The sequence below is a fragment of the Chitinophaga filiformis genome, assembly GCF_021646545.1.
GTDB classification, from domain to species: Bacteria; Bacteroidota; Bacteroidia; order Chitinophagales; family Chitinophagaceae; genus Chitinophaga; species Chitinophaga filiformis_A.
The window spans coordinates 115400-138717 of sequence record NZ_JAKIRP010000010.1 but is presented as its reverse complement, the minus strand read 5'-3'; the positions used below and the strand labels follow the sequence as shown (position 1 = coordinate 138717).

General features: G+C 45.7%; 14 protein-coding genes. 12 read left to right on the top strand and 2 right to left on the bottom strand.

All coding sequences use genetic code 11. The annotated features are described in order from the left end of the window. Positions 1-214: 214 nt before the first annotated feature. Entirely contained in the window at positions 215-1009 is a 795-nt protein-coding gene (locus L3C95_RS22250; RefSeq protein ID WP_236390871.1) for an AraC family transcriptional regulator, read from the bottom strand. 155 nt (positions 1010-1164) lie between these two features. Here L3C95_RS22250 and L3C95_RS22245 point away from each other — a divergent pair, with 155 nt between their 5' ends. The 3 genes from L3C95_RS22245 to L3C95_RS22235 are packed head-to-tail and all read left to right on the top strand — an operon-like array spanning position 1165 to position 5098. After that, positions 1165-2439 (top strand): TolC family protein, encoded by a 1275-nt coding sequence (locus L3C95_RS22245; RefSeq protein ID WP_236390870.1) that lies wholly within the window; start codon positions 1165-1167, stop codon positions 2437-2439. Between the two features lie 3 nt (positions 2440-2442). Beyond that, complete coding sequence (locus tag L3C95_RS22240) at positions 2443-3510, top strand: HlyD family secretion protein (RefSeq protein ID WP_236390869.1); 1068 nt, start codon at positions 2443-2445, stop codon at positions 3508-3510. After that, positions 3503-5098 carry an MFS transporter gene (locus L3C95_RS22235; RefSeq protein ID WP_236390868.1) on the top strand — a complete coding sequence of 532 codons (1596 nt, stop codon included), beginning with the start codon at positions 3503-3505 and terminating at the stop codon, positions 5096-5098. Before L3C95_RS22240 ends, L3C95_RS22235 begins: the two co-directional genes overlap by 8 nt. Positions 5099-5127: 29 nt before the next feature. Here the strand turns inward: L3C95_RS22235 and L3C95_RS22230 are convergent, their stop codons facing one another. Next, the gene (locus tag L3C95_RS22230; protein WP_236390867.1) at positions 5128-6639 is read right to left on the bottom strand and encodes a hypothetical protein; all 1512 of its coding nucleotides are present in this window, start codon (positions 6637-6639) and stop codon (positions 5128-5130) included. 855 nt (positions 6640-7494) lie between these two features. Between L3C95_RS22230 and L3C95_RS22225 the strand changes: the two genes are divergently transcribed. From L3C95_RS22225 to L3C95_RS22185, 9 genes are read left to right on the top strand one after another with little or no spacing between them, the layout of a single operon-like run. Next, a complete protein-coding gene (locus tag L3C95_RS22225) occupies positions 7495-10395 on the top strand; it encodes a SusC/RagA family TonB-linked outer membrane protein (RefSeq protein ID WP_236390866.1) in 2901 nt (966 codons plus the stop codon). Then, positions 10395-11909, top strand: a complete 1515-nt coding sequence (locus L3C95_RS22220; protein WP_236390865.1) for a RagB/SusD family nutrient uptake outer membrane protein — start codon at positions 10395-10397, stop codon at positions 11907-11909. The genes L3C95_RS22225 and L3C95_RS22220 overlap by 1 nt, the downstream gene beginning before the upstream one ends. 17 nt (positions 11910-11926) lie before the next feature. Beyond that, entirely contained in the window at positions 11927-13510 is a 1584-nt protein-coding gene (locus L3C95_RS22215) for a carbohydrate-binding protein (protein WP_236390864.1), read from the top strand. Positions 13511-13523: 13 nt separating this feature from the next. Further along, the gene (locus L3C95_RS22210) at positions 13524-14564 is read left to right on the top strand and encodes a DUF5007 domain-containing protein (protein WP_236390863.1); all 1041 of its coding nucleotides are present in this window, start codon (positions 13524-13526) and stop codon (positions 14562-14564) included. 25 nt (positions 14565-14589) lie between these two features. Then, positions 14590-17721 carry a SusC/RagA family TonB-linked outer membrane protein gene (locus L3C95_RS22205; protein ID WP_236390862.1) on the top strand — a complete coding sequence of 1044 codons (3132 nt, stop codon included), beginning with the start codon at positions 14590-14592 and terminating at the stop codon, positions 17719-17721. A gap of 19 nt (positions 17722-17740) precedes the next feature. Then, a complete protein-coding gene (locus L3C95_RS22200) occupies positions 17741-19267 on the top strand; it encodes a RagB/SusD family nutrient uptake outer membrane protein (RefSeq protein ID WP_236390861.1) in 1527 nt (508 codons plus the stop codon). 10 nt (positions 19268-19277) lie between these two features. Further along, positions 19278-19979 (top strand): hypothetical protein, encoded by a 702-nt coding sequence (locus L3C95_RS22195; RefSeq protein ID WP_236390859.1) that lies wholly within the window; start codon positions 19278-19280, stop codon positions 19977-19979. 16 nt (positions 19980-19995) lie between these two features. Then, on the top strand, positions 19996-21570 hold the full coding sequence (locus L3C95_RS22190) for a DUF5008 domain-containing protein (protein WP_236390857.1): 1575 nt from the start codon (positions 19996-19998) through the stop codon (positions 21568-21570). 17 nt (positions 21571-21587) lie between these two features. Beyond that, the gene (locus tag L3C95_RS22185) at positions 21588-23315 is read left to right on the top strand and encodes an alkaline phosphatase family protein (RefSeq protein ID WP_236390855.1); all 1728 of its coding nucleotides are present in this window, start codon (positions 21588-21590) and stop codon (positions 23313-23315) included. The last annotated feature ends 3 nt before the right edge of the window (positions 23316-23318 follow it).

Sequence of the window (23318 nt, the reverse complement as noted above, 5' to 3'; positions counted from 1 at the left end):
ATATTGTTAATAAATGCTACGTCCAATCCTGAGTTGCTCTGACCTAATGCTCCTGAAGGAAATACTGTTACGCAAATTAGAAATTTAATAGTATTGGAAATGTTAAAAGTTGTCCGACGGCAAGGGAATTATTCAATTGGATTAACCGATTTCCATTAAAAATGGATGTTACAGGGGTAATATTCTATTGAGAAATAGGGCTTTGCAGGTGATTTTAGTAAATGTCCTGCTGAAAACCGGAGGGTCGTTTATTGGTAAGCTGATAGAAGACCTTACTAAAAGCAGCAATACTGCTATATCCCGTCTGATAAGCAATTTCACTTAATGTCTGGTTCGTCTGGAGGATCATTTCAATGCCTTTCACTACTCTTAATGTCTTCAGGTATTGTACAAAAGACATATCGAGTGTGTTGGTGAAAAGGCGCGAAAGCGTACGGGGGCTCAGGTCGAACTGGTGACTAACACTTTCTAACGTCAGCTGCTGATCAAAATGCTGAGCTATATATTGCAGTACTGGTTGCAACCTTTCATGTTGTGTGGTAGGTAATGCCACAGGCAACGCTGTGGTACTTATATCAGGTAGAATGTCTTTAATAGCGCTCAGAAAACTGAAGCCGGGTTCGCCTGGCAAAACATGCTGCTTCCAACGGGCTGAATAGCCGATCATTTGTAATAGTAATTCATTGACCGGATAGATACCCAGGCGGCTATAAAAAGGATTCAAATGATCATTATGACTATAGAAATACAGGTTACGCGTAGTAGTAGCTTTTGAATGTTTTATCTGCATGTAATGCTGCTGATGTTTCGGGACCCATATATAATGGCGTGCCGGTATCACATAAGATCTGTCAGGCATGTTACAATAGGCAATACCTCCTTCCACATAGGTCAGTTGTCCTTTTTCATGCGCATGCATGGAAAACCTTCTCTCTACTTTTTCATGTAAAACATAGACTGATTGTGGATGTACATCTATCTCACTTAAATAACCTGCCAGGGGCTGCATGCGCTTAAATGGCTTGAATGGATAAATAATTGGCAATTTAGATAAAAGTGTTCATATCCTCACATAGTACCTTTGCATGCAGAATAAAGAATATGTGTACGAATATCAGGAAGGCATACGCACTGTTGCCTTTTATGTTTTTGACATTGTGTGTAATGGCACAACAACCTCATGACACTATCAAACCGTTACATCTATCGATTGAGCAGATATGGGAACAGGCGGAGTTAAAGAATAAACGGATAGAGATGTCCAGGCTACGCCTGGAAAGTAGCGAAGAAGCATTGAAAGATGCGAAGGCCGAACGGCTGCCGGAAATCAATGCAGCTGGTGCTTATGCGCGTGTAACCAATATGCCTGTATATGAAGATGGTCTCTTTCATACACCAGAACAGTTTCCTGTCTTACATAATTATTACAAGGTAGGAGGAGAAGCATACTTTAATATTTATAACGGGAATAAAACTAATCTTGAAATTAAAAAGGAAGCGACGGAACATGCTATAGTACAACAACAACAAAACCTGACCGTAGCTGAAGTGAAATTCAATGCGGCAGTCTGTTACCTGGATCTGGCGCGTAGTTGCCGGTTTAAAGAATTAATAGCAAAGGATATTGCCGAACAGGAAAAGCAACTCGCCCATATCCGGGAGCTACAGAAAAATGGTGTTGTACTGAAAAGTGATGTGTTGAGAGCTGAGTTAAAATTATCCCGTCAGCAAATGGGGATGGTCCAGATCAATAATGACATTGCCATTGCCAGTCAGAAGCTGGCCATTATGATCGGTGCAGATGAACATGTGTTGATTGAGCCTGACACTTCATTGGCAGAACAGGCTGTGATACCCGGTACGTATGAAGATTATCTGGCTGCTGCCGCAGATCATGCCTATGAATATAAGATCTCCGAGGGAGAGACTGCCCTTAAAGAGTTATCGCTGAAACAGGTAAAAGCAAATGTATCTCCTAAGGTTGGTTTGTTTGCAGAATATGCATGGGCCTATCCGCAGATACAGTTTTATCCTTATGCCGGTGCGATGTATGGATTAGGTATGTATGGTGTGAAAGCATCTTTTCCTATCTCTTCTTTTTATCATAATAAACATAAAGAGAAGGTAGCGAAACTGCAATTGGAAAGACAGGAAGTAGAACATAAGGAGACAGGCGACGAGGTAAGACAGCAGGTGAACGAAGCCTTCCTGCGATATAAAGAAGCGCTGACACGCATAGATGTAGCCAGAACGAATGTGAAACAGGCAGCGGAAAACCTCAGAATTGTGAATAACACTTATTTCAACCAGCTCTCTCTTGTGACCGATCTGCTTGACGCGGATACCCAGATGTTACAGACACGTTTTGACCTGGTGTCGGCAAATATTGCTGCCCGCGTCAGGTATTACCAATTACAGAAAGTTACAGGCAATTTATAAATTATGACAGGCAGAATGAACAACTATGCGAGGACCGACAGACTGATCACCACTATTACCGGTTGGATAGCCGGTGTCATCCTGGTGGCGCTGGCCATATGGGGTGTCATTACCCTATTTGAACTGCGCAGGTATGAAGAGACCAATGATGCACAGGTGGAAGAATATATCAATCCGATTACCTCACGGGTGACAGGTTACATCAGCAGGATCAATTACGAGGAAAACCAGGACGTAAAGAAGGGAGATACTTTACTTGTGATAGATGACAGTGAATATGTTTTGCAGGAGCAGGAGGCAAGTGCTGCTTTGATGAATGCAAGAGCGCAGATACAGGTGCTGGAAAGTAATGTGTCTACCAGCAGCAAAGCAGCTGAGGGTACGCAGGCACAGATCGCGGCCGCCAAAGCAAAGCTCTGGAAGCAACAGCAGGAATATGATCGTTACAAGAACCTGTATGACGCGGAATCGGCTACGAAACAACAACTGGAGAATGTGCAGACAGCATTGGATGTAGCCAAAGCTGACTATGCGTCTATTGTTAATAACTACGATGCTGCGGTATCTAAAATTAATGATATCAGGTCACAGAAAGCCGTATTGATGGCAGAGATACAAAGACGGGAAGCCTTGCTGGGGCGTAACAAACTGGATGTTTCCTATACAGTGATCAGAGCGCCGTACGATGGCAAAATGGGGCGCCGCACTATACAGGAAGGACAACTAGTGCAGGCAGGGCAGACACTGGCCTTTATTGTAAACCAGGCTACAGGAAAATGGATCATTGCCAACTTCAAGGAAACACAGGTCAGCAAAATGCATATAGGCCAGGCAGCTGATATTGAAATAGATGCCTTTCCGGGTAAAACCTTCAACGGCACGATAGAGTCACTATCGCCTGCTACAGGTGCCCGTTTTTCTCTTTTACCGCCTGATAATGCATCCGGTAATTTCGTGAAGATCGTACAACGAATTCCTGTCCGCATTAAACTGACAAATGCTTCCGGCGAGACGGCCCTCTTACGTGCTGGTATGAATGCCACTGTTTTAATCAGTAAGAAGCATGGCTAAGCATACTCCCATCTTTAAACCATGGGCCTCCGAATGGCTGATCAGGGCAGTGATCTTTCTCAACCTGCTGCCTTCGATGCTCGTGTTTGGACTATCAACTGCCAGTGGACCTGCAGCAGCCGGTTATTATGGTATAGAGCCTGCAGATGTACAGTATTCAATGGTATTGTTCTATGCCTCACTGGCTGGTTTTTTTGCACTGGAAAGACGATTCTTTGTCTTTATTGCCAGTAAGGAATATTTGATCATAGGGACTGTGATACAGATCATCGCTTCCTACGGCTGTTATATCACCCGCGATCTGCATATATTATTGGGGCTTCGCTTCATACAGGGGATGGCGAACTGTGTAACCACGAGCGTATGTATTACACTTGTGTTCAGCAGATTGCGCACAAGCCGTGCCAGGGAGATAGGTTATTCCCTCTTTTATGGTATCCTGCTTTGTATAACTGCTATTACCACTCTACTGACAGCGCCGATTATTGATGCCTTTGATTATAATGTGCTGTACAAGTGGATGATCTTTATTTATGTACCTGGTGCGGTATTGCTGGTACTGATTATGAACAGGATACGGCTTAACAGGAGGTTCCCTTTGTACCAGCTTGACTGGGCAAGTTATGTGATCTATACTACAGCGTTATGTCTGCTGGGATATATTCTCCTGTACGGACAGCAGTATTACTGGTGGGCCAATGACAGGATCATGGCGGCTACGATAGGGGTAATAATGCTGGCGGTCATACACATCTTTCGTCAGCGTTTTTTAAAGCGACCTTACCTAAGCCTGGAAGTGTTCCGTTACAGGAACTACGTGACAGGCGTTGCCCTTATATTGATCCTCTATATCTGCAGAGGAGCGTTGAACGTTACGACAAATCATTTTACTACTGTATTAGGCATGGACCCGAGACATTTATCTTATATCCTGTTGGCTAATATTGGCGGTATCATAGGTGGTGTATTGTACTCATCAAGATGGATCGTAATGAAAAGACCTATGCGATGGATATGGATCTTAGGCTTTGCACTGCTGTTGATATTTCATCTGTGGATGCATGCTTTGTTTGCCACACAGGCAGATGCACCAACGTTTATTGTACCGTTGATAGTACAGGGTCTGGGAGCAGGAATGCTGATGGCGCCGATGATCATCTACGCCATTTCTTCCGTACCATCGCACCTGGGAAGTACAGCGTCGGCAACAGGCGTCTTTTTCCGCTTTACAGGCTTTTGTCTCAGCATAGCCCTCATCAACTATTTTCAACTCTTTTCCAGGAAGGTGCACTACAACCGTTTCCTGGAGCTGGTCACTTCGCTGGATCCCTTCGTAACAGCAAGGCTGGAGGGATATAAAAACGCTGTTACTGCAAAAGGGATTCCGGCAGACCAGGCTGCAAAGATGGCAAATGGACTATTATACCGTTCTGCAGACATACAGGCGCAGATCCGTTTCTCCATGGATTATTATTACCTGATCAGTTGTTTCCTGATACTGATCATTCTGTTGATCGCATTACTGCCTTATCTGAACAGAACTGTTATTAACCTACGGAATAATCAGCCTGCGCCTGCATCGTATTAAGCAAATAAAGTGAGGTCTTTGCGATCTGCTTAGAGTCTGGTTTTCTCCTGTAGCACTGCACTTAAGGTCTTCCGCTTCAGCTTTGCTTCTATCCATGCTGAGAAGTCGAAAAGTTTCAGCTGCTGGCGTTCATATTTGTCAGCTTTTATTTTCTCAAAACTGGCATTAAGCTTTTTCCATAAGGCAGTACGATAAGCAGTGACGTGAGGTATTTCACCATTTCCAAGGAATTTGATAACTGTTCTCTCCAACAGATAGGAGCGTTTTGCATCCGGCTGGAGGTGCCGGCGGAAGGCTCTGGTCTCGTAACGGATATATTCATAATTGCCCAGTTCAAATTGTATAAGCAGATGTACCAGGCGACAGGTACGATAGATAGGCAGCGTGCTGTAAAGATTGCTTTGTAATACCTGCTCAAGACTATTATGTGCATTGTTTATATCTTCATTGCCGAGGTAGATAAGTGTCATATGAAGATAGATCTCTGCCTGCTTGCTGATGTCCATCAACAGGATGTTCTTCTTTATTCCCGGCATATACTGCTGCAGTAATGTAAGAGCAAGCGGGAAGTTGCCACTGTCGATATAAGCGCCTGCTTCATAGATAAATAACAGACGCTGCTGCATAATGTCGAAATAAACACTGTCGCCATTCAAACGTTTCACCTTGTCTATAAATGAGAATAACTCCTCATAGTGTTTGCCTGCACGCAGACTGTCCAGTATGCCTTCTATGACCAACAGATGATCGGCAGGTGTGTCTTCAAAGAGCACCGGATGTGTTTCCAGTAAATGATGCAGTTTGTGAAATACCTGTAATGCTGCTGGGTAATCGCTGGTGACAAGATGGTAATGGGCTTCGAACAGCAGCTGTACTTTCAGACTGGTAGCAGAATGAGCTACAGGTGGAGGCATGCCGGCATTCAGCGCATCTACCGTTTCCTGTTGTCTGACAGTGCGTGCGCTGCCCCTGTATAACAGATGATGCCGGAGTGTTTCGTACAGCGATGTCTGTTGTCTTATCTGTTGCATTGTCTGCATTGTTTGCTGTATGCCAGATTGTTTTTGTAACAGGTCTTCTTCTGTGATGCCTGGAAAGTTCATTTGCTGCAGCAATTGCATCTCCTGTTGTTGTGCCCATAGATGCAATAGTTGTTTTTCATTGACGGATGCGGTTGTTTGTGCTTTATGTAATTGTTTCAATGCATCTTCATGCAGGGAGCGTTCAAAAAGAATGTCGCATTTCAGAATGCCTGCTGTCAGCGCAGCAGTGGGATGTCGTTGCAAACGCAGATGCAAAAGGCAATCCAGCAATACTTTGTATAGGTATTTACTGCAAACTTCATAACTACAGCCGGCATATTGTTGCTGAAACGCCTGCTTCAATTCAGCAGTGCTTCTAAAAGACATGCGCTCCATCATGTTGAATAGGTTGACATAGTCTTTGTTACCCTGCTGGAGCGCCGTATACAAACGGAAGTATCTTTTTTCAGCTTTTGTAAGTGTATTTATAAGTCTGCTAAGCATATCAGCTTTAGCCATAGTCCAGTTGGTTTAAATTTATAAGGCCCCCAAACTTTCCATTGTTTCAGTAAGAGATCTGGTTGATACGAACCAAAGTAAGTTAAATAACGAATAGTATTCTAATGATGTTATAAAGACAATGTTATTGCTTTTGGATTATCTTATTTGTATAATAATATTATTTTATTTGTATAGATTATTTGCTTATTAATGGCTTGATTTATATATTTATATGTGGTGTTTGAAGTAGTCGAGATATTCAAAATAATGGCGTTGGGAATGTCTAATCTTTATAAAAAAAGGTTAAAAAGTTATCAGACGGCTCATTATATTTGAATCGTAATAAAGGCACAAATGCGACTAGCATGTAACCTGTACTTTGTAGATTCCCGTTAACAAGCCCTGATGAAAATGAAGAGTGTTAGTTAATCGTAAGAGTTCAACCTAAATCGCAAACCAAGAAGATATTGTAGCAGGAACTGAAAAATCAAGCAAACAGGATTACAGTAACCAGTAGCTTCACAAAGTATCAACAGCAAACAACTTATTTTTAAAACTTAAACAGATTTCTATTGATGAAAAGTATACGCTAAAACGTTTTATACAAGCAGTTAAGAGATACTAATCCAATGCAGCCAACACTGCATATATTTATTTCACGTTATAGTTTCCACGGGGTCAGGTTCGGTGTTGTTCACCCAGTTCACTCAAGTATAAATACCACTTTTAGCGTTAGCTACGCAGAGGGGAGGCCTATCATTGTTGGTCTGTTCCTTCTATTCAATTCAATTTTAAATACATGATGTAATCGATTACTCAGTGTGCTTGCCATCACTGTAGTGATCTGCTCTGCCTATTTTAAACATTTACGTTATGCGTGTACTTGTACGGATCTTCATCACGTGCCTGGCTGTGTATTGCCCACAGTATGCCTTTTCACAGGATACAGTTAAACAATATCATCCGGTGGTGAGGGTGACAAAAGCGGATTCCATATCACCTGAGCGTGAGCATATTTATCCTTATGCCTCACTACAACAACTGTTAAAAGGAAATAGTGCAGGGGTATACATACAGGAGCCGACAGGAGAGTCAGGGTCCTTTTCCAGTATAGCTTTGAGAGGCACAGCGATTCCTTTTATCACGAGTAAGGATATCTATGAGTCGCAACCTACCATTGTATTGGATGGCATTCCACTTATCATGGATCATCCTTTCACTTTTGACATTCAGCTGTTCGGGTACAATCATCTCGGGCCTGCTACTAATCTTCTCTCCGCTATCGATATGAACAATATTGAGAAGATAGAAGTAGTGAAAGACTTTGGCAGAGCTGCATTATACGGCCCCCGCGCTGTAAATGGCGGTGTGATCCTTCTCACTACCAAGGCGCCTGTAACAGGCCGCCGTAAGATCAGTTTCAATACCTACTTTGGTATGGTACAACGGCCGCATATTTATACGACGAACGCTAAGTTTGAAAATGATTTTCGGCAACGGTTCTACGATAAGTATGCTACTACTGAACAGTTGCAAACTTACCCGCTCTATCTGCGCGACTCTACTAATAGTGCCTATTATGGGCCGTCTAACTGGACGGACCTCTATTTTAAAAACACACCTGTATACGGCATAAATGCCAGTCTTTCCAGTGGTACCGACAGGGCTAACTTCAGGTTTGCCGCCGGCAATCAGCGTTCCGCCAATACTGCAGACAACAGCAAGATGGACAGGTACAACGCCATGTTTGAAATAAACATGGTGCCGTTGCATGGTTTCACAGTGTCATCAATGATCAGTGCTTCGAGACTGGAGAGGACACGGAGCAGATGGCTGCGCGACAGGTTTGCCGAAATGCAGTATCTGCCTGATCTGAGCAGTCCCCTGCCACCTAATAAACAGTACTATGGGCAGTACCTGCATGAGTTTACCAAATCATTCGACGATAACAAAACCAATGAGATAAACGGGTATTTTAAGATCAATGTAAAGTTGTCTAACAGTCTGCAGATCAATTCGCAATTCGGGTTTGATTATAATGAGGGATTGAGGGACCTGTTTTATCCCAGCACCCTGCTGGAAACAGTAAACTACCTGTCCAACTATTTCGGTTATAACCAGCGGGTACTCTTCAATAATACCATCACCTATGACCATACCTTTAAGGAGAAGCATCACGTGACTATCGAAGCCGGTGAAGGATTCCAGGCAGACTATCACAGGTATAACTATGCTTATGCCTATAAAGGGCCTAATGATCTGATCCGTATTAACCTGTTGCATTCAGATAATACGAAGACAGAATATCTATCGCCAAAGTCATTCAATCATGCATTGATCTTCTCGTTCCTCGACAAACAACGCGCCCGTTTATTATCCTTCTATGGCCGTGCTGCATATTCCTACAATGATCAGCTGGACTTTTCCGTACTGTTACGCGCAGACGGTTCTTCCAGTGCGCAGCCCGACAACTGGTGGCTATTTACTCCGACATTCTCTGCCGGATTGAATGCTAAAAATATCTGGTTAAAAGATGACCATACCATCAACGCCTTAAAGCTGCAGGCCAGTTGGGGAAGAGTAGGCAGGCTGATGCCGGACGACCGTTTTGGTGAAGGCTCGCAATATACTTCCGACCTTTCATTCAGTAACAACCCCGTTCGCTTCTCCTACAACGGTTTTCCGGGTATCAGCCGGGGCTACTCTTCCGGTTATATCGGGTACGGCATCACATGGCCATATGCCGATCAGCTAAATGTTAATGTGAGTTCCGCATTGCTTAACAACAAACTGCAGGTCTCCCTTGACCTCTACAACAGAACCGATCGTAACATGCTGCTGGGAGTACCGTTTTCGGCGGAATACGGTTATAACTTCCGCTATAAGAACGGAATGTCGGTACGCAATCGTGGGATAGACCTGGCCCTGAAAGCTACCGTACTGCCGACAAAGAGTGCCGTACAATGGGTACCTGGTATCACACTCAACTACAACAGGAACACATTGCTTGCCTTACCGGGCGGTCTGAATGAGCTGACTGTTGCCAATGGCACTAAACTATTGAAGGTCGGTAAGGCAATAGATCAATACTGGGTGCTGGAGAATGACGGCATCTATAACCGTGACGCCGACATTCCCACGAGCCAGGAAGGGAAGCGCCTGAACTACAAAGGCATTCCGCTGATGGCCGGAGACCCGCGCTGGAAAGATATCAATGGCGATAACGTGATCGATGATAAAGACAAGGTGCTGAAGGGACATGTTTCACCGATTATCTCTGGCGGGTTTAACAATGATTTCTATTGGAGAGGTTTTACGCTTGGCCTGTCATTCTATTATACCCTGGGCAGAAAAGTAATGAACGCAGAAGTGGCCGATCGTTTCGACTTCATTAACAAAGAAGGAAAGATTGATATGAGTGCAGTGAAGGAAATCACATTCTGGAGCAAGGCAGGCAACTATGACCAATACCCTTTATACAATCCATGGAGTACGGTAGACGCATACCGTACAGACCAGGACCTGTTCCTGGAAAATGGCTCCTTCCTGAAACTGCGTACACTGTCCCTCCAGTACGATCTGACCACGGCGAAGTGGTGGAATAAAAAAGGTAAGATCAACGGGCTGTCTATCTATGCTACGGCTACAAATGTATTTACAATCACGCCTTATACGGGGGGCGATCCTGAGTTGGTTGATTTTAATGGTTTTGATACTGGCTATTCCCTGCCATTATCCAGGACATATACAATGGGTTTAAAAATGGATCTCTGATGAAACGCTTATTCCTGATAACTATCATCTTCTGTTGCACCACTTTTGCCGGTTGCAATAAACTGCTGGATATTGATTCTTCTCATGCCGTGTCGGAAGAGAACTTCTGGAACTCGCATGAAGATACGCGTACAGCGCTGGTAGCTGTGTATGGCCTCCTGCGTGCTGCCATGGCGGATAATAATGCCTGGTGGATGTATGGTGAATTACGTAAGGGTGATTTCTACGCGCTGCAAAGGCAGGATATGAAAGCCATTATACGCAATGACCTGCGGGCTGCCTATCCATTGCTGGAATCATTATCGAACTGGCGGCGTTTTTACGCTGTCATCAATGCTGCCAATATGTTCCTGGAACACGTAGGTGAAGTAAAGGCACGCGATCCGAAATACTCAGAAGAGAACATGCGTGTGGATATTGCCCAGATGCGTTGTATAAGAGCATATGTTTACTTCTTTCTCGTATCTGTATGGGGAGATGTACCATTGATCACATCATCTCATGACGGCGAGTTTGCCAATAAACCAAGGGAGGATAAACTGACCATACTCGCATTCGTAGAAAAAGAACTGGTGCAATCTGCCGCAGATCTTCCCTATAAATACAGCGCTGACGATCCGCAACAATCAGGCTCTTACTATAATGAAAGCAGCACTCGCTGGTATGGTGTACTGGCACGCAAACATACTGCTTATGCAATCCTTGCTCATGTGGCCGCATGGCAGGGAAAGTATGTTGATGCCTCTGTATATGGCCAGTTTGTGCTGGACAATTACTCCAAAGGCGGTAGCTACTACATCGGTACCGATGAACTGGTAAGTGGCAATGGGTTCTTCAAATGGAAGAAAGACAATCATATCCTTGCTTTCAATTTTGACTGGGGCCACGTGGATGCTTCTTTCTCCGGTCACCTGGAAGAAATGACACTGGCTGAACCTGTAATCAATAAAGCGCTGCCGGACATCTATGTGCCGAAAGATACGATCCTTTCCGTCTTTGATCAACCTGTGGATGAGCGTTTCAGCCTGGATACACTGACCGGCGTGCCTACTTCCCAGCGTTACTTCGCCAATTTCAATAGTCAGATCCCCATTTTCACCAAGATAAAAGTGATACAGGACGGTAATACATCTGATCCTTCCTTCAGGATATATTCCAGCACTATCGTTATTACCCGTCTGGAAAACATTGCATTGCTACAGGCGGAAGCATTGGCAGTGATCGGAGAGCAGCAGCGGGCCATTGATCTGCTAAACACCATCAGGGACCTGCGAAGGATTAAACGTTATGACAGCGCCAGAGAGGGCGATCTGATAGATGCCATTTTTAAGGAGCGGCGTAAAGAGCTGATGGGAGAGGGATGGCGCTGGTTTGATCTTATCCGCTACAACAAGATCAAACAGAATGATCCTGCCTTTATGGAACTGATTGCCAAAGGTGGTATCTATTGGCCAGTGGCAGATGAGGTCATCAAACAAAACCCATTGATCACCCAGAACCCCTATTGGCAATGATAAAAACGATGAGATATATGATCAACATAAAGATGCTCCTGGTAGCAGGGCTGGGTATACTGTTGTTATCTCCGGCCTGCAAAAAGGATAGTGGCTACTACAGTTATGAGAATCAGCTGAGGGAATTTGATGGCAGTACCCTCGAGTTCCTGCAAAGCGAACATCAGTACGATTCTTTTCTGCTGGCAGTGGAAAGGGTACACCTGACAGATACGTTAAAGTCCGGTCTGTATACGGTATTCGCGCCTACAAACGCCAGCTTCAAACAGGCGATAGAGAATATGAATACCCTGCGCACCATTCAGGGACGGGGACATATGTTCATTAGCACAGTGCCTTATGAACAACTGGATACCCTCGTATGCCGCTATTTTATACGTGATACCTTCCCTTCAAGGGCTATGGTATTACAGGATGGTATCCGGCTGACAGCCATCAGGTATAATTATCCGATGCATGGCAAATTCAATCGTACCGATGCGGAAGGCCATGTGAATGGAGGACCTGGCGTCATCACCTTCAGTGACACCAAAGGTGTGATCTATACCAATCGCTGGAGTAATGCCAGTACAGTAGCCCTTGACATTAAAACCAAAACAGGACTGGTAAATGTGCTGGATAAAGATCACATGTTCGGCTTTGATGAATTCATCCCCAGGATGAATCCTACGGTGTCTGCTCCCTGGAATGAATTTCCTTTCTATATACCTGGTGTAATAGGATTGGAACAATACAATCGTGGTGGTAACAAGGTGGCCTACCTGGACTTCTCACTGAACAACCAGGGCGGTCAATACCGTCCTGCCGATCAGGTGGATATTACTACCGCGTCCAGTGAAAATGGACTCAAGGTAGGATGGACAGAGACTGGAGAGTGGATGGATTACACCGTAGAGGTGACCGAGACGGGTGAGTATGATATGACTTTGCGTTATGGTAGCGGCGGAAGTGATGGCAGGGTACACCTTGAAATGGATGGAAAGCCGGTAGTAGGTAGTGCTTTAGTGATGCCGGGAACTGGTGGCTATGATACTTTCCGTGATATTACTACGACCGTGCAACTGACCGCAGGCCGACATCTGATGAAGATATATTTTGACTTTGCCAACTTCGATCTGCGTTACCTCAAATTCCTGCGCAAAGGTGCTCCTATGACCATTCCCGGTGTGATCACGCTGGAAGACTTTGACAGCGGCGGGGAAGGTGTTGCTTATCATGATAATAACACGGAAAATAATGGTGGCAAATACCGCCCCTCTGAAGGTGTGGATATTGACTTCGCCAGAAATGAAGGGGGCGGCTACCAGGTAGGGTGGACAGGTACAGGCGAATGGATGAACTACACAGTGGTGGTAAAAGAAACTGGCTACTATAACGCATCCATACTTGCCGGCTCTGAAAGGAGTGATGGGGTTGTTCACCTTGAGTTTGACGGAGTAGATGTTACAGGCCAGCTGAAAATGCCTAACACCGGCAATTATCATAAAAGACAGAACGTCACCACCAGTGTCTATCTCACCAAAGGAACGCATGTGATGCGCTTCTTTGTAGACCACGAAGGATTTGATGTGAAGTCTGTCACATTCCGGCCATTAAACTAAAACATTACTACCCATGCGACGACTTTTTATATTACTGTCTTTATCACTGTTGCTCTTCGCCTGCAGGAAATGGGCGGCAGATGATCTCGACTATCTCAGCAAACGAGCGGTGTATAACCAGCGGGTATTCTCTCCAATACTGGGAAGAACGACTTTATATTCTCAGATCTTTAATACAGACAACTCTACCACACCGATCAACTTCCGTATACTGAATGTCAGGTATAAGAAGGATGGTAAACCCACCAATGATTTTGAGCAGCAAGTGCAGACATTGGTCTGGAAGGCGACTTATACCGGCGAGGAAAAATCGCTGGCAGAGATAGAAGCCAAACGTGGAATAGAGACACATTCGGTTTTTGAGGTAAGACAACAATCGGGCGATTTTGTGCTTTGGGCAGAAGCAAACAGTACACCCATGCGCCAGCAACCAGACTCCGGTTATTTGTTCGATGTAGAAGCTTCCAATTCCGGTGGTACCAATATGTACAAGGACCTGTCACTGATGCCATTCAGGGAACAGCCTTATGCACCTTATGAATATGATGCGATCACAGGCATGCATCGCGCGAATTATCCCAACCCTAATGATTCATCCGTATTTGAGCTGATCTACAATCACCCGGGTGTATACAACATGATAGACGACGGCACCAATCTGCAGCTGAAAGGCGATAGTGTCAGGGTATTCTTTCATCGTAAAGGAGATGGCAATTCTTTATCCTTCAAGTTCATGGATAAGGATTCTCTGCCTATCAATCCTGAGAAATTCAATCTCACACCCTGGGATTCCCTTTTACATGGCTTCAACAAACAGATGACGGCAACAGAGGTCACTTACCAGGTTGCTTATCCGGTACCGGTAATGCGCTTCAAAACACGATATACAAATGGAGACGGCTCACAGGCTTACGTGAAGTTCAGCTTCAGCAGGCTGGGATTTGGGAATATCAGAGAGATCGGTGTACTGGACCTGAATTTCAATATTTATCAGAAGGGCGACTGGGAGATCATCTTCTATTTCCGGAATAATCCAAGGTTCAGGGATGAATGAGTTAACAACACAAAAAACTGTGACTATGCAATGTCTGCGTTTATATAAAATGATAGGACTGTTACTGTTGCTGCCGGTATTGGTGGCGCAGGCACAGGAGAAAGTACAGGTAAAGGGCGTGGTAAGGGACGCTCAGACCAATGAGCCGCTGGTGGGTGTAAGCATCATGGCGGGCACGCCGCCGAAAGCGGTAGGTGTTACAAATGCTTCCGGTGCGTTCAGCGTATCTGTTGCACCAGATGCTAATCTGGTGTTTCGCTATATCGGGTTTTCAGATTATAAACTGAAGCTGAAAGATAAACGTGATCTGGTGATAAGGCTGGTGGTAACAGAGAACAAACTGAACGAAGCAGTCGTGATCGGTTACCAGAAGAAGACCAGGGAGGTTACCACAGGTTCTGCCGTGATTGTAAGCGGTAAGGAGCTGCAGGATATTCCCGTGTCGAATGTGGAACAACTGTTACAGGGGCGTGTAGCCGGTCTGAACATCCAGAATAATACCGGTACGCCCGGTGGCCGTGGTATTATACAGATCAGAGGCTTGTCCAATATCAGCGTCAGCGGTAGCGGTAATGACGCATTTCTGTCTCCCACTTCACCATTGTATGTGATAGATGGAGTACCTGTAGAAGCAGACGCCAATTTTGAATACGGGTATCAGTCGGCGGGACCGGGTGTAAGTCCCCTGTCACTGATCCCGCCGGAAGATATTGAAAGCATGGAGATCCTGAAAGATTCACAGGCAACAGCTTTATATGGATCGAGAGGCGCATATGGTGTGATCCTGATCACCACAAGGCGTGGTAGTTCTCCTATCCCGCTGGTGAGATATACCGGCAACTTCTTCATCAACAACCCTCCTAAATTGCGTCCCACCATAGGTGGCAAGGAAGAGAGAAGGATAAGACTGGGCATGATCTATGGAGGCAACAACATGGATGATATCTACAAAATCTCTAACCAGCCTTTCCTGGCGGACAGTCTGAATCCTTATTACAATAATTCCACAGACTGGCAGGATGTTTTCTATGCCACTACTTACAACCAGACGCACAACGTGAACATTAGTGGTGGTGATCCTAAGTTTAACTATAAAGTGGACCTCGGATACTATCATGAAAATGGTGTGATCCGCAATACCGGGTTTGACCGCTATTCTATTAATACAAACATGTTGTATCAGCCTAATCCTAAATTCAGGGTATTCACTACTTTGTCCACACAGGTAGGCAGAAGGAACAAGGGCGATGGTAATGGTCTTACACAAAGTGGTGTATCGAATAATGCTTCAGCTTCCTCACTGTTGCCAGGGCCCTCTTTTTACCAGAGTACAGCCGGCGTATTGTCTGCACTCAACACCAGGAATGACAACAAAACGGGAAACGTGCGCAGCAGTCTTGATGTAAGCTATCAGCTGATACAAGGGCTGAACCTCGGTTCAAGTGTGAGTTACGAATACGCTTCCAATACGGAAGACAGGTTCACTCCGGCAGAAGCGCATAACGATTTCTCACAGATCTACGCTTACAATGACCGGAAGTACACATTGTACAACCGTAATACGATATCATATAACCACATCCTGAATACAAACCATAATTTCTTCATTTCTGCTTTTAACGAATTCTATAACCGCGGTTTCCAGGCACAGGTGATTCAGCAGGAAAAGACGCCGAATAACCAATACGAAGGGCCGCTCGGTTATGATGGATATGCTTCCCGCGGGGGAGGTCTCCTGGATAACTACAGCAAACAGCACGTGGCCTCCTTTGCAGGAACATTTTCCTACAATTACAAGCAGAAGTATGTAGTAGATTTCAGTTACCGTATGGATGGTACATCCAGCAGCGGTTTTGAAGATCCCTACTCCAAGAACCCCGCCATCGGTGTTCGTTGGAATTTCAACAAGGAACCCGGCCTGAGCGACAGCAAATGGCTGACTTATGGCTCTCTCCGCGGTAGCTGGGGACAGAATATTGTACCTACCGGAGATATCTTTTCTATTTACGGTACCTATGACCCACGCGGTACTTATAATGCGAATCCCCGTTTAGGTATCAACTTCGGCCGGCTGCCCAATACCTATCTGCAACCCACTGCCACGACGCAGTATAACTTCGGTTTTGAGGCGGGGTTCTTTGACAGCAGGGTAGAAGTGATCTTTGACGGTTATTATAAAACGGTGAAGAACCTGCTGCGTACCAAATCATTGTCCAATATTACCGGCTTCAATGAAATCACTACGAATGAAACTTCGCTGATCAACTACGGCTATGAGCTGACTTTCACCTTCCGTCCTTTGCCGCGTACCAGTGCCGTACAGTGGACCATCTCACTAAATGGCGCGCTGAATAAAGATGTACTGACCAGTCTTCCGAATGGCGCAAGACAACTGGTGCAATACGACAATTCGACCAGTCAGCATACTTTGTTCCGTGTAGGCCGTAACAGTCTTACGAACTATCTGCTGAAAACAGAAGGCGTTTACGCCAGTGATGCAGATGTGCCTGTGGACCCCGCTACAGGACAACGTTACCGCACGGCAAATGGTACATTCTTTAAAGCAGGCGATCCTATCTGGAAAGATGTGGATGGTAACTACATCCTCGATGGAAATGATTATGTGCCTGCAGGTAATTCACAACCACTGATCACAGGCGGTATACAGTCTTATGTAAACTGGAAGAATTTCTCTCTGAACATCAGCAGTTCTTTCACGCTCATCAGGGATATATTGAACAATGCATTCGCAGAAAGGATGCAGTTCCTGGGAGATCCGTATAACAAGAAAGCGATGGTTGATTTCAGTGATGTAGACTACTGGAAAGGGCCGGGTTCCACAGCACAATATCCTAATCCTTTTGACTATAAACGTTACAATGACATAAGGCCTTACCGCTACGATCAGACGCTGATACAGGAAGATGGCTCATACTTTAAGGTGAATACCGTGACGCTGGCGTACCTGTTGAACAGGAAGTTTACCAGTCGTTACAGCATCAACTCTGTCCGTATGTACCTGTCTGCCAATAACCTGATCACCTTCTCGCCGTACAGCGGTCCCAATCCGGAAAACGTATCTGCCATGGGGCGCGACCAGTCGGGAGGCTATCCCATTGCCCGCAGTTACAACTTCGGGATGAATGTTGAATTCTAATGATTTTAAAAGTATTGCTATGCTCCGGAGGTTTATTTATATCACTGCCTGTTTGCTGCTCTGCGGTCAGTACGGGTGTAAAGAGTTCCTGAATGTGGAGCCGCTGGACCGGCTTTCAGGAAACACGTTCTTCAAATCAGCGAAAGATGTGGAAGATAATATCTGGGACATCTACGGCCTTTTCAGAGATGCTACAGGTTCCTGCCCGCTGTTTGCTCTCGCGGGAGAGGCAAGGGGAGGTATGCTGGCCATGTCGCCGAAGGGTGATGGGGCAGACAGGACCTTCGTGGAATATGTAGCCAAGAATGACCTGATCCCGGTTATTTACAGACCGCCTGGCAAGGACTTCTGGGACATCTTCGATCTTTATATGCTGGCGGACTGGAAGCCTTTCTATCGCGTGATACAAGCTTGTAATATCCTCATCTATGAAGTAGACAGGCGCGACATACCCGACCTCGCCGCGGACCGTAAAGAGACCTATAAAGCGGAAGCCATCTTTATGCGCTGTCTTTCCTATTTCATCATGGTAAGGCTCTGGGGCGATGTGGTATACTATACAGATGCGTATCATCAGGCACCGTTGCCAAGAGAAAAGATGGTGACGGTAATGAACAATTGTATCGCAGAGCTGACGGCGGTATTGGAAGCATTACCCTGGAGCTTTACGGAGCCGGCTTACCAGGGCGCCCGTACCAGCAGAGGATCGGCCATAGGATTGCTGATGGAAATGCATATGTGGAATGCCGGTTTTGATAAAGCAAATGCGCAGAAGCATTACCAGGCTACTGCCGATCTGGGTGATGAGCTGATGAAGAGTGGCGCTTACATGTTGTTACCCATAGAGGAGTCGTTCACCATTTTCAAAGGCCGTTCAAGAGAAAGCCTGTTCGATATCGTTATCAGCTCCAACTATGGGGAAGGACTGGCAGAGAAATGGAATGACCTTTCTGAGCTGGTAGTGCATTATCCGTATAAACGTCCCGCCTGGAACCACCAGTACAGCTTCTGTTACTTCCGGGCAGAGTACCTGCGCCGCCTGTATCCGTCGGGCGTGCCTGATGCCAGGATACAGATGTGGTTCGACTCACAGATGTTTGCCAACGACGGCACTTTTATGTTCCTGAAGTACAATAGTGTTTATGAGCAGGGTAACTCAGATGTGAATGTGGATAACAACCTCATTGTACTACGGTACGCCGGCGCTATCCTGTTGAGGGCAGAAGCACTGGCAGAACTGGGGCAGACCGATGAAGCCATCCGTCTGATGAATATCATCAGGCAGCGTGCAAAAACCACCTTATACCAGGGAGGAACAGGGCAGGCACTGAAGGATGCGATTTTCACCGAAAGGGCAAAAGAGCTGATGATGGAAGGACACTATTATTTTGACGTAGTGCGCACAGGCAGGGCGACCAACCAGCAATGGTGTTACTATCCGCTTACGCAGGCGCAATTCGATAATGGTGGTTGGACATGGCCTATTAACACCGCTGCGCTGGATAACAATCCCTTTATGCAACTGAACAATTATTGGTTAAGATAAAATAATACTTATGCGGACAATACTGTGCTTTATGGCTGCGCTCTTATTGGGTTTATGCGCCTGTAATAAAGATAAATACTACCAGGACTCAGGTACCCATGATCCTGTTTTTAAAGGTACAACACTGGACTACCTGGACGCTGTACCGTTCTATTTTGACACTGTGGCTACGATAGTGAGGCTGGCAGGTATGGAAGAGGTTTTTAACAGTGATACGCTTACTTTCTTTGCGCCGACCGACAGAAGTGTGCTGCGTTTGATACAGGAGCTGAATTATACCTTGTATCGCCTCGGGCATGATACTGTAAAAGTGCTGGCAGACGTCCCAAAGGACATCTGGTTTAAATACCTGCAGCAGTATATGTTCCATGGCAGTAATGAACTGAAGGATTATCCGCAGATAGATTATAACCTGCTGAATACCTACCCGGGGCAAGGCTTCCTGTCGTGGAACGGCTCTCCTATGAATATCGGGGTTGTGTACAATGATGATAACGGTGTAAAATATGTGGGATACCGGCAGCTCTCCATTGCCTGTATCCCGGATCCTGCGAGGCCTAGGGAGAACTGGATCATTGACTATGTAGCCTCCTGTAATATCACCACCTATAACGGAGTGGTCCATACACTGACAAATGACCATTATTATTTCGGATTCCAGGGAGGCCTCTTCATTGCAGACATGATCTCTGTAATGGAAAACGGAGGTTAATAAAAGCGTGTAACACATGAGAATAATGTCAATGGCAGCGCTGCTAATGATACTCTTCATAACAGCCTGTAAAAAAGATAAAACGTACGATGATCCTTATGCCGGGGGAAAAGAACCATTGGGAGTAACGTTAAGTACAGAAACACCCAATCCGTCGGAAGCGGCGCCTGGTACTCTGGTCACTTTCAAAGGGAAAGGACTCACGAAATACAAGGACTCCCTGCTGTTCAACTTTAATGGTGAAGCAGCGGAGATAGTAAAAGTGGATTCTACCGGTATTCAGGTGAAAGTACCTGTTACTGCCAGTACTGGTGTGACTTCTGTGACTATCGGCGATCAGATCTTCTTTGGTCCTCTGTTCAGAGTAAGAGGTAATCTGGATATTGACAACAACTATAAAGTAGTTGTAGGGGCGAACAGCTGGGTGAGTGATGTATATCGTTTCGCTGACGGAAGATTATTGCTGGTGGGCGACTTCCTCGACTATGAACGTAAGGGCATAGTAAGACCTATCAGCAGGATAGTGCTGACTTCCCGTGATGGGGAAATGGATCGCAGCCTGCAGTCGGGCAGGGGAGCCGATGGTTCACTCAATAGTATAGCAGCATTACCCAGTGGTAAGCTGGTGGTAGGTGGCAGCTTTGCTTCTTACGATATCCACCAGGCAGAGATCCATAATATTACTGTATTGAATAGTAACGGCTCTCTTGACTCTATGAGTGTGAACACGTTTACTGATAAGGATACAGTGCCTTCTTTCAACGGTGGTACCGATGGAAGGATCAGCAAGGTCTTTGTGTACAATAACCGTATTACCGCTATTGGAGGTTTCAACTATTACCTGCGGTTTGTATATGGAAAATCAGATTATCTGCAGGAAAGAGACTCACTCGTTACGGACAGTATACTGGTTCGCCAGCTGATACGCTTTTATCCTGACGGCACCCTGGACACTTCATTCAATTATGACCTGGCGCGTCACAGGAGCTTTGATGGTCCGAATGGCCCCATTAGTGATGCTTATCAACAGCCTGACGGCAAGATCATTATTGTAGGCCGTTTTACACGCTATAACGGACAGCCGGCGCCCTATATCGCACGTATAAACATCGATGGCAGTCTTGATCCGGGCTTTGGAGGCAGTGGCGCTGATAATGATATTATTTCCATCCGATATAACGAGACTATGCAACGCTTTGTGCTGGCGGGCAACTTTGATAAGTTCGACGGTACTGCGCATAGCGGTCTGGTAATGTTGCGGTCGGACGGAACTCCTGATGAACAATTCATCGCAGCACCAAGGGCAAGTAATGAAGCTTATTACTGTGCGCAGCAGCTAAGCAATGGACTGGTAGTTGTCAACGGGAATTTCACCCGATATGACAACGTGCACCGAAGTGGGTTCATGGTGCTGGACAAGACAGGCAAGCTGGCGCAGGGATATAACAACACTGCTGATTTTTCAGGCGTTCTGCTCAGGGTATTTGAAACTATCAATACCTCCGGACAAACGCAGGCGCTCATCATGGGAAGATTTAGCCGCTTTAATAACAAAGAGATCAATAACGTAGTCCGCCTGTTATTCAAATGATAAAATTATCCGCATATATGAAGAATTTCAACCGGCTGGCAGCTATCATTACGGTTATACTGCTTTCAGCCTGTAACAAGGGCTATGACAGGTTGCTCGAACAGAGGGAATATGAAGACACGACAGGTGTAACCGGTAAGCAACCCAAAATACTGTTTCTCGTCGTGGATGGGGCCCGTGGTGAATCTGTTCGGGATGCACAGGCCTCACATCTGCTTGAACTGGGTGATAATGCCATCTATTCGTGGAACAGCATCAGCGATACACTTAGTCTGGATGCCACTGCCTGGGCAGACCTCCTGACGGGAGTGCGCAAGGAAAAACATGGCGTGGTGAAAAGTGATTTCAGCGACAACAGGCTTGGGCAATATCCTGTCTTTTTCAAATACATTAAAGCACGTATGCCTGCTTTCAGGGTGGCGGCATATAGTGCTAGCGATTCACTGGGTAAAATGCTGATCACTGACGCTGATGTGAACAGGACTTTTAGTAATGATGATGATGCGACGGAACAGGCTATCCTGGAAGAGTTGAAAATCGACACAGCCGGATTGATATTCGGGCAATTCAGTCAGGTGGCTACCGCTGGTAAGACTTATGGCTATGATGCCGGCATACCGGAATACAAGGCGGCGATCCTGCGTGTGGATGAATATATCGGCAACATTATGAATGCCCTCCGGCAGCGTAAGAACTATCAGCATGAAAGCTGGCTGGTGGTGGTAACATCCGGCAGAGGCGGTCCTTTCAATATTCCGCCTGATGAAGATGATGGCACCATCCTCAGTAATCCGAAGGTGAACACCTTCACTATTTTTTATTCACCCCGCTATACACCGAACTTCATAGACAGACCTTATACGGGAGCCCGTTATACGGGCAAGGCAGTGCGTCTCTATGGCAAAACAGCCGGCGATGCCGTATATGCTACCATCGACGAAGGCAAGGAAGACCTGAACATTGGTAAGACCAATGAAGTGACCATTGCACTGAAGATCAAAAAGAATAAGACCATTTATGGCGATTATTCCTATACCTATCCGAATATCATCGGTAACAATCTGTCGCTGGACTGGTGGAAGAATACCGGTTGGGCTATGTCCCTGGAGTCAAATGGCTGGGGGATGCACTATGGACAGGATGGTGCTGGTTTCAACATGGTGACCGGCCCCAATATCAGTGATGGTAAATGGCATGATCTGACAGCCGTGTTCCTGAACAGGGATAATAAACGTTTCATCCGCCTGTTCACAGATGGAAACTTTAATACTGAAACAGAGATCACTTCTTACGGCAACTTTGATACAGACGACCCGCTGACACTGGGATATGTGCCGGGAAATGTTACTGACGATAACCGTTGGCTGAACGCCTATGTTACTGAGATCCGTTTCTGGCGGGCTGCATTACCCGACAGTGTGATAAGGGCATATGTCTGTGCGGAAGAATTACCTACTTCCCATCCATATCATGATTACCTGATAGGATACTGGCCCTGCAGGGATGGCTTTGGTGGTGTATTCAAGGATCAGACGGAATATAAACACGATTTCCAGATACATAATAACTACCAGTGGGATGACTTCAGTGACCTGATGTGCCCCAGTTCTGCATCTAACCTGACGCAACTGGTACCGCAACCCGTGGATGTGGCCCGGCAGATCATGAACTGGCTGCAGATAGCGGTAGATACCAAATGGCAGATGGATGGCAGGGTATGGGTAACCTCTTATACATCTATCTGAATT

What these genes read in the sequence shown, in the direction of transcription:
- L3C95_RS22225 (WP_236390866.1), top strand. Translation starts at nt 7,495, where the DNA reads ATGCGTGTACTTGTACGGATCTTCATCACGTGCCTGGCTGTGTATTGC.
- L3C95_RS22230 (WP_236390867.1), bottom strand. Translation starts at nt 6,639, where the DNA reads ATGGCTAAAGCTGATATGCTTAGCAGACTTATAAATACACTTACAAAA.
- L3C95_RS22240 (WP_236390869.1), top strand. Translation starts at nt 2,443, where the DNA reads ATGACAGGCAGAATGAACAACTATGCGAGGACCGACAGACTGATCACC.
- L3C95_RS22245 (WP_236390870.1), top strand. Translation starts at nt 1,165, where the DNA reads ATGGCACAACAACCTCATGACACTATCAAACCGTTACATCTATCGATT.
- L3C95_RS22215 (WP_236390864.1), top strand. Translation starts at nt 11,927, where the DNA reads ATGATCAACATAAAGATGCTCCTGGTAGCAGGGCTGGGTATACTGTTG.
- L3C95_RS22195 (WP_236390859.1), top strand. Translation starts at nt 19,278, where the DNA reads ATGCGGACAATACTGTGCTTTATGGCTGCGCTCTTATTGGGTTTATGC.
- L3C95_RS22250 (WP_236390871.1), bottom strand. Translation starts at nt 1,009, where the DNA reads ATGCAGCCCCTGGCAGGTTATTTAAGTGAGATAGATGTACATCCACAA.
- L3C95_RS22190 (WP_236390857.1), top strand. Translation starts at nt 19,996, where the DNA reads ATGAGAATAATGTCAATGGCAGCGCTGCTAATGATACTCTTCATAACA.
- L3C95_RS22200 (WP_236390861.1), top strand. Translation starts at nt 17,741, where the DNA reads ATGCTCCGGAGGTTTATTTATATCACTGCCTGTTTGCTGCTCTGCGGT.
- L3C95_RS22235 (WP_236390868.1), top strand. Translation starts at nt 3,503, where the DNA reads ATGGCTAAGCATACTCCCATCTTTAAACCATGGGCCTCCGAATGGCTG.
- L3C95_RS22185 (WP_236390855.1), top strand. Translation starts at nt 21,588, where the DNA reads ATGAAGAATTTCAACCGGCTGGCAGCTATCATTACGGTTATACTGCTT.
- L3C95_RS22205 (WP_236390862.1), top strand. Translation starts at nt 14,590, where the DNA reads ATGCAATGTCTGCGTTTATATAAAATGATAGGACTGTTACTGTTGCTG.
- L3C95_RS22210 (WP_236390863.1), top strand. Translation starts at nt 13,524, where the DNA reads ATGCGACGACTTTTTATATTACTGTCTTTATCACTGTTGCTCTTCGCC.
- L3C95_RS22220 (WP_236390865.1), top strand. Translation starts at nt 10,395, where the DNA reads ATGAAACGCTTATTCCTGATAACTATCATCTTCTGTTGCACCACTTTT.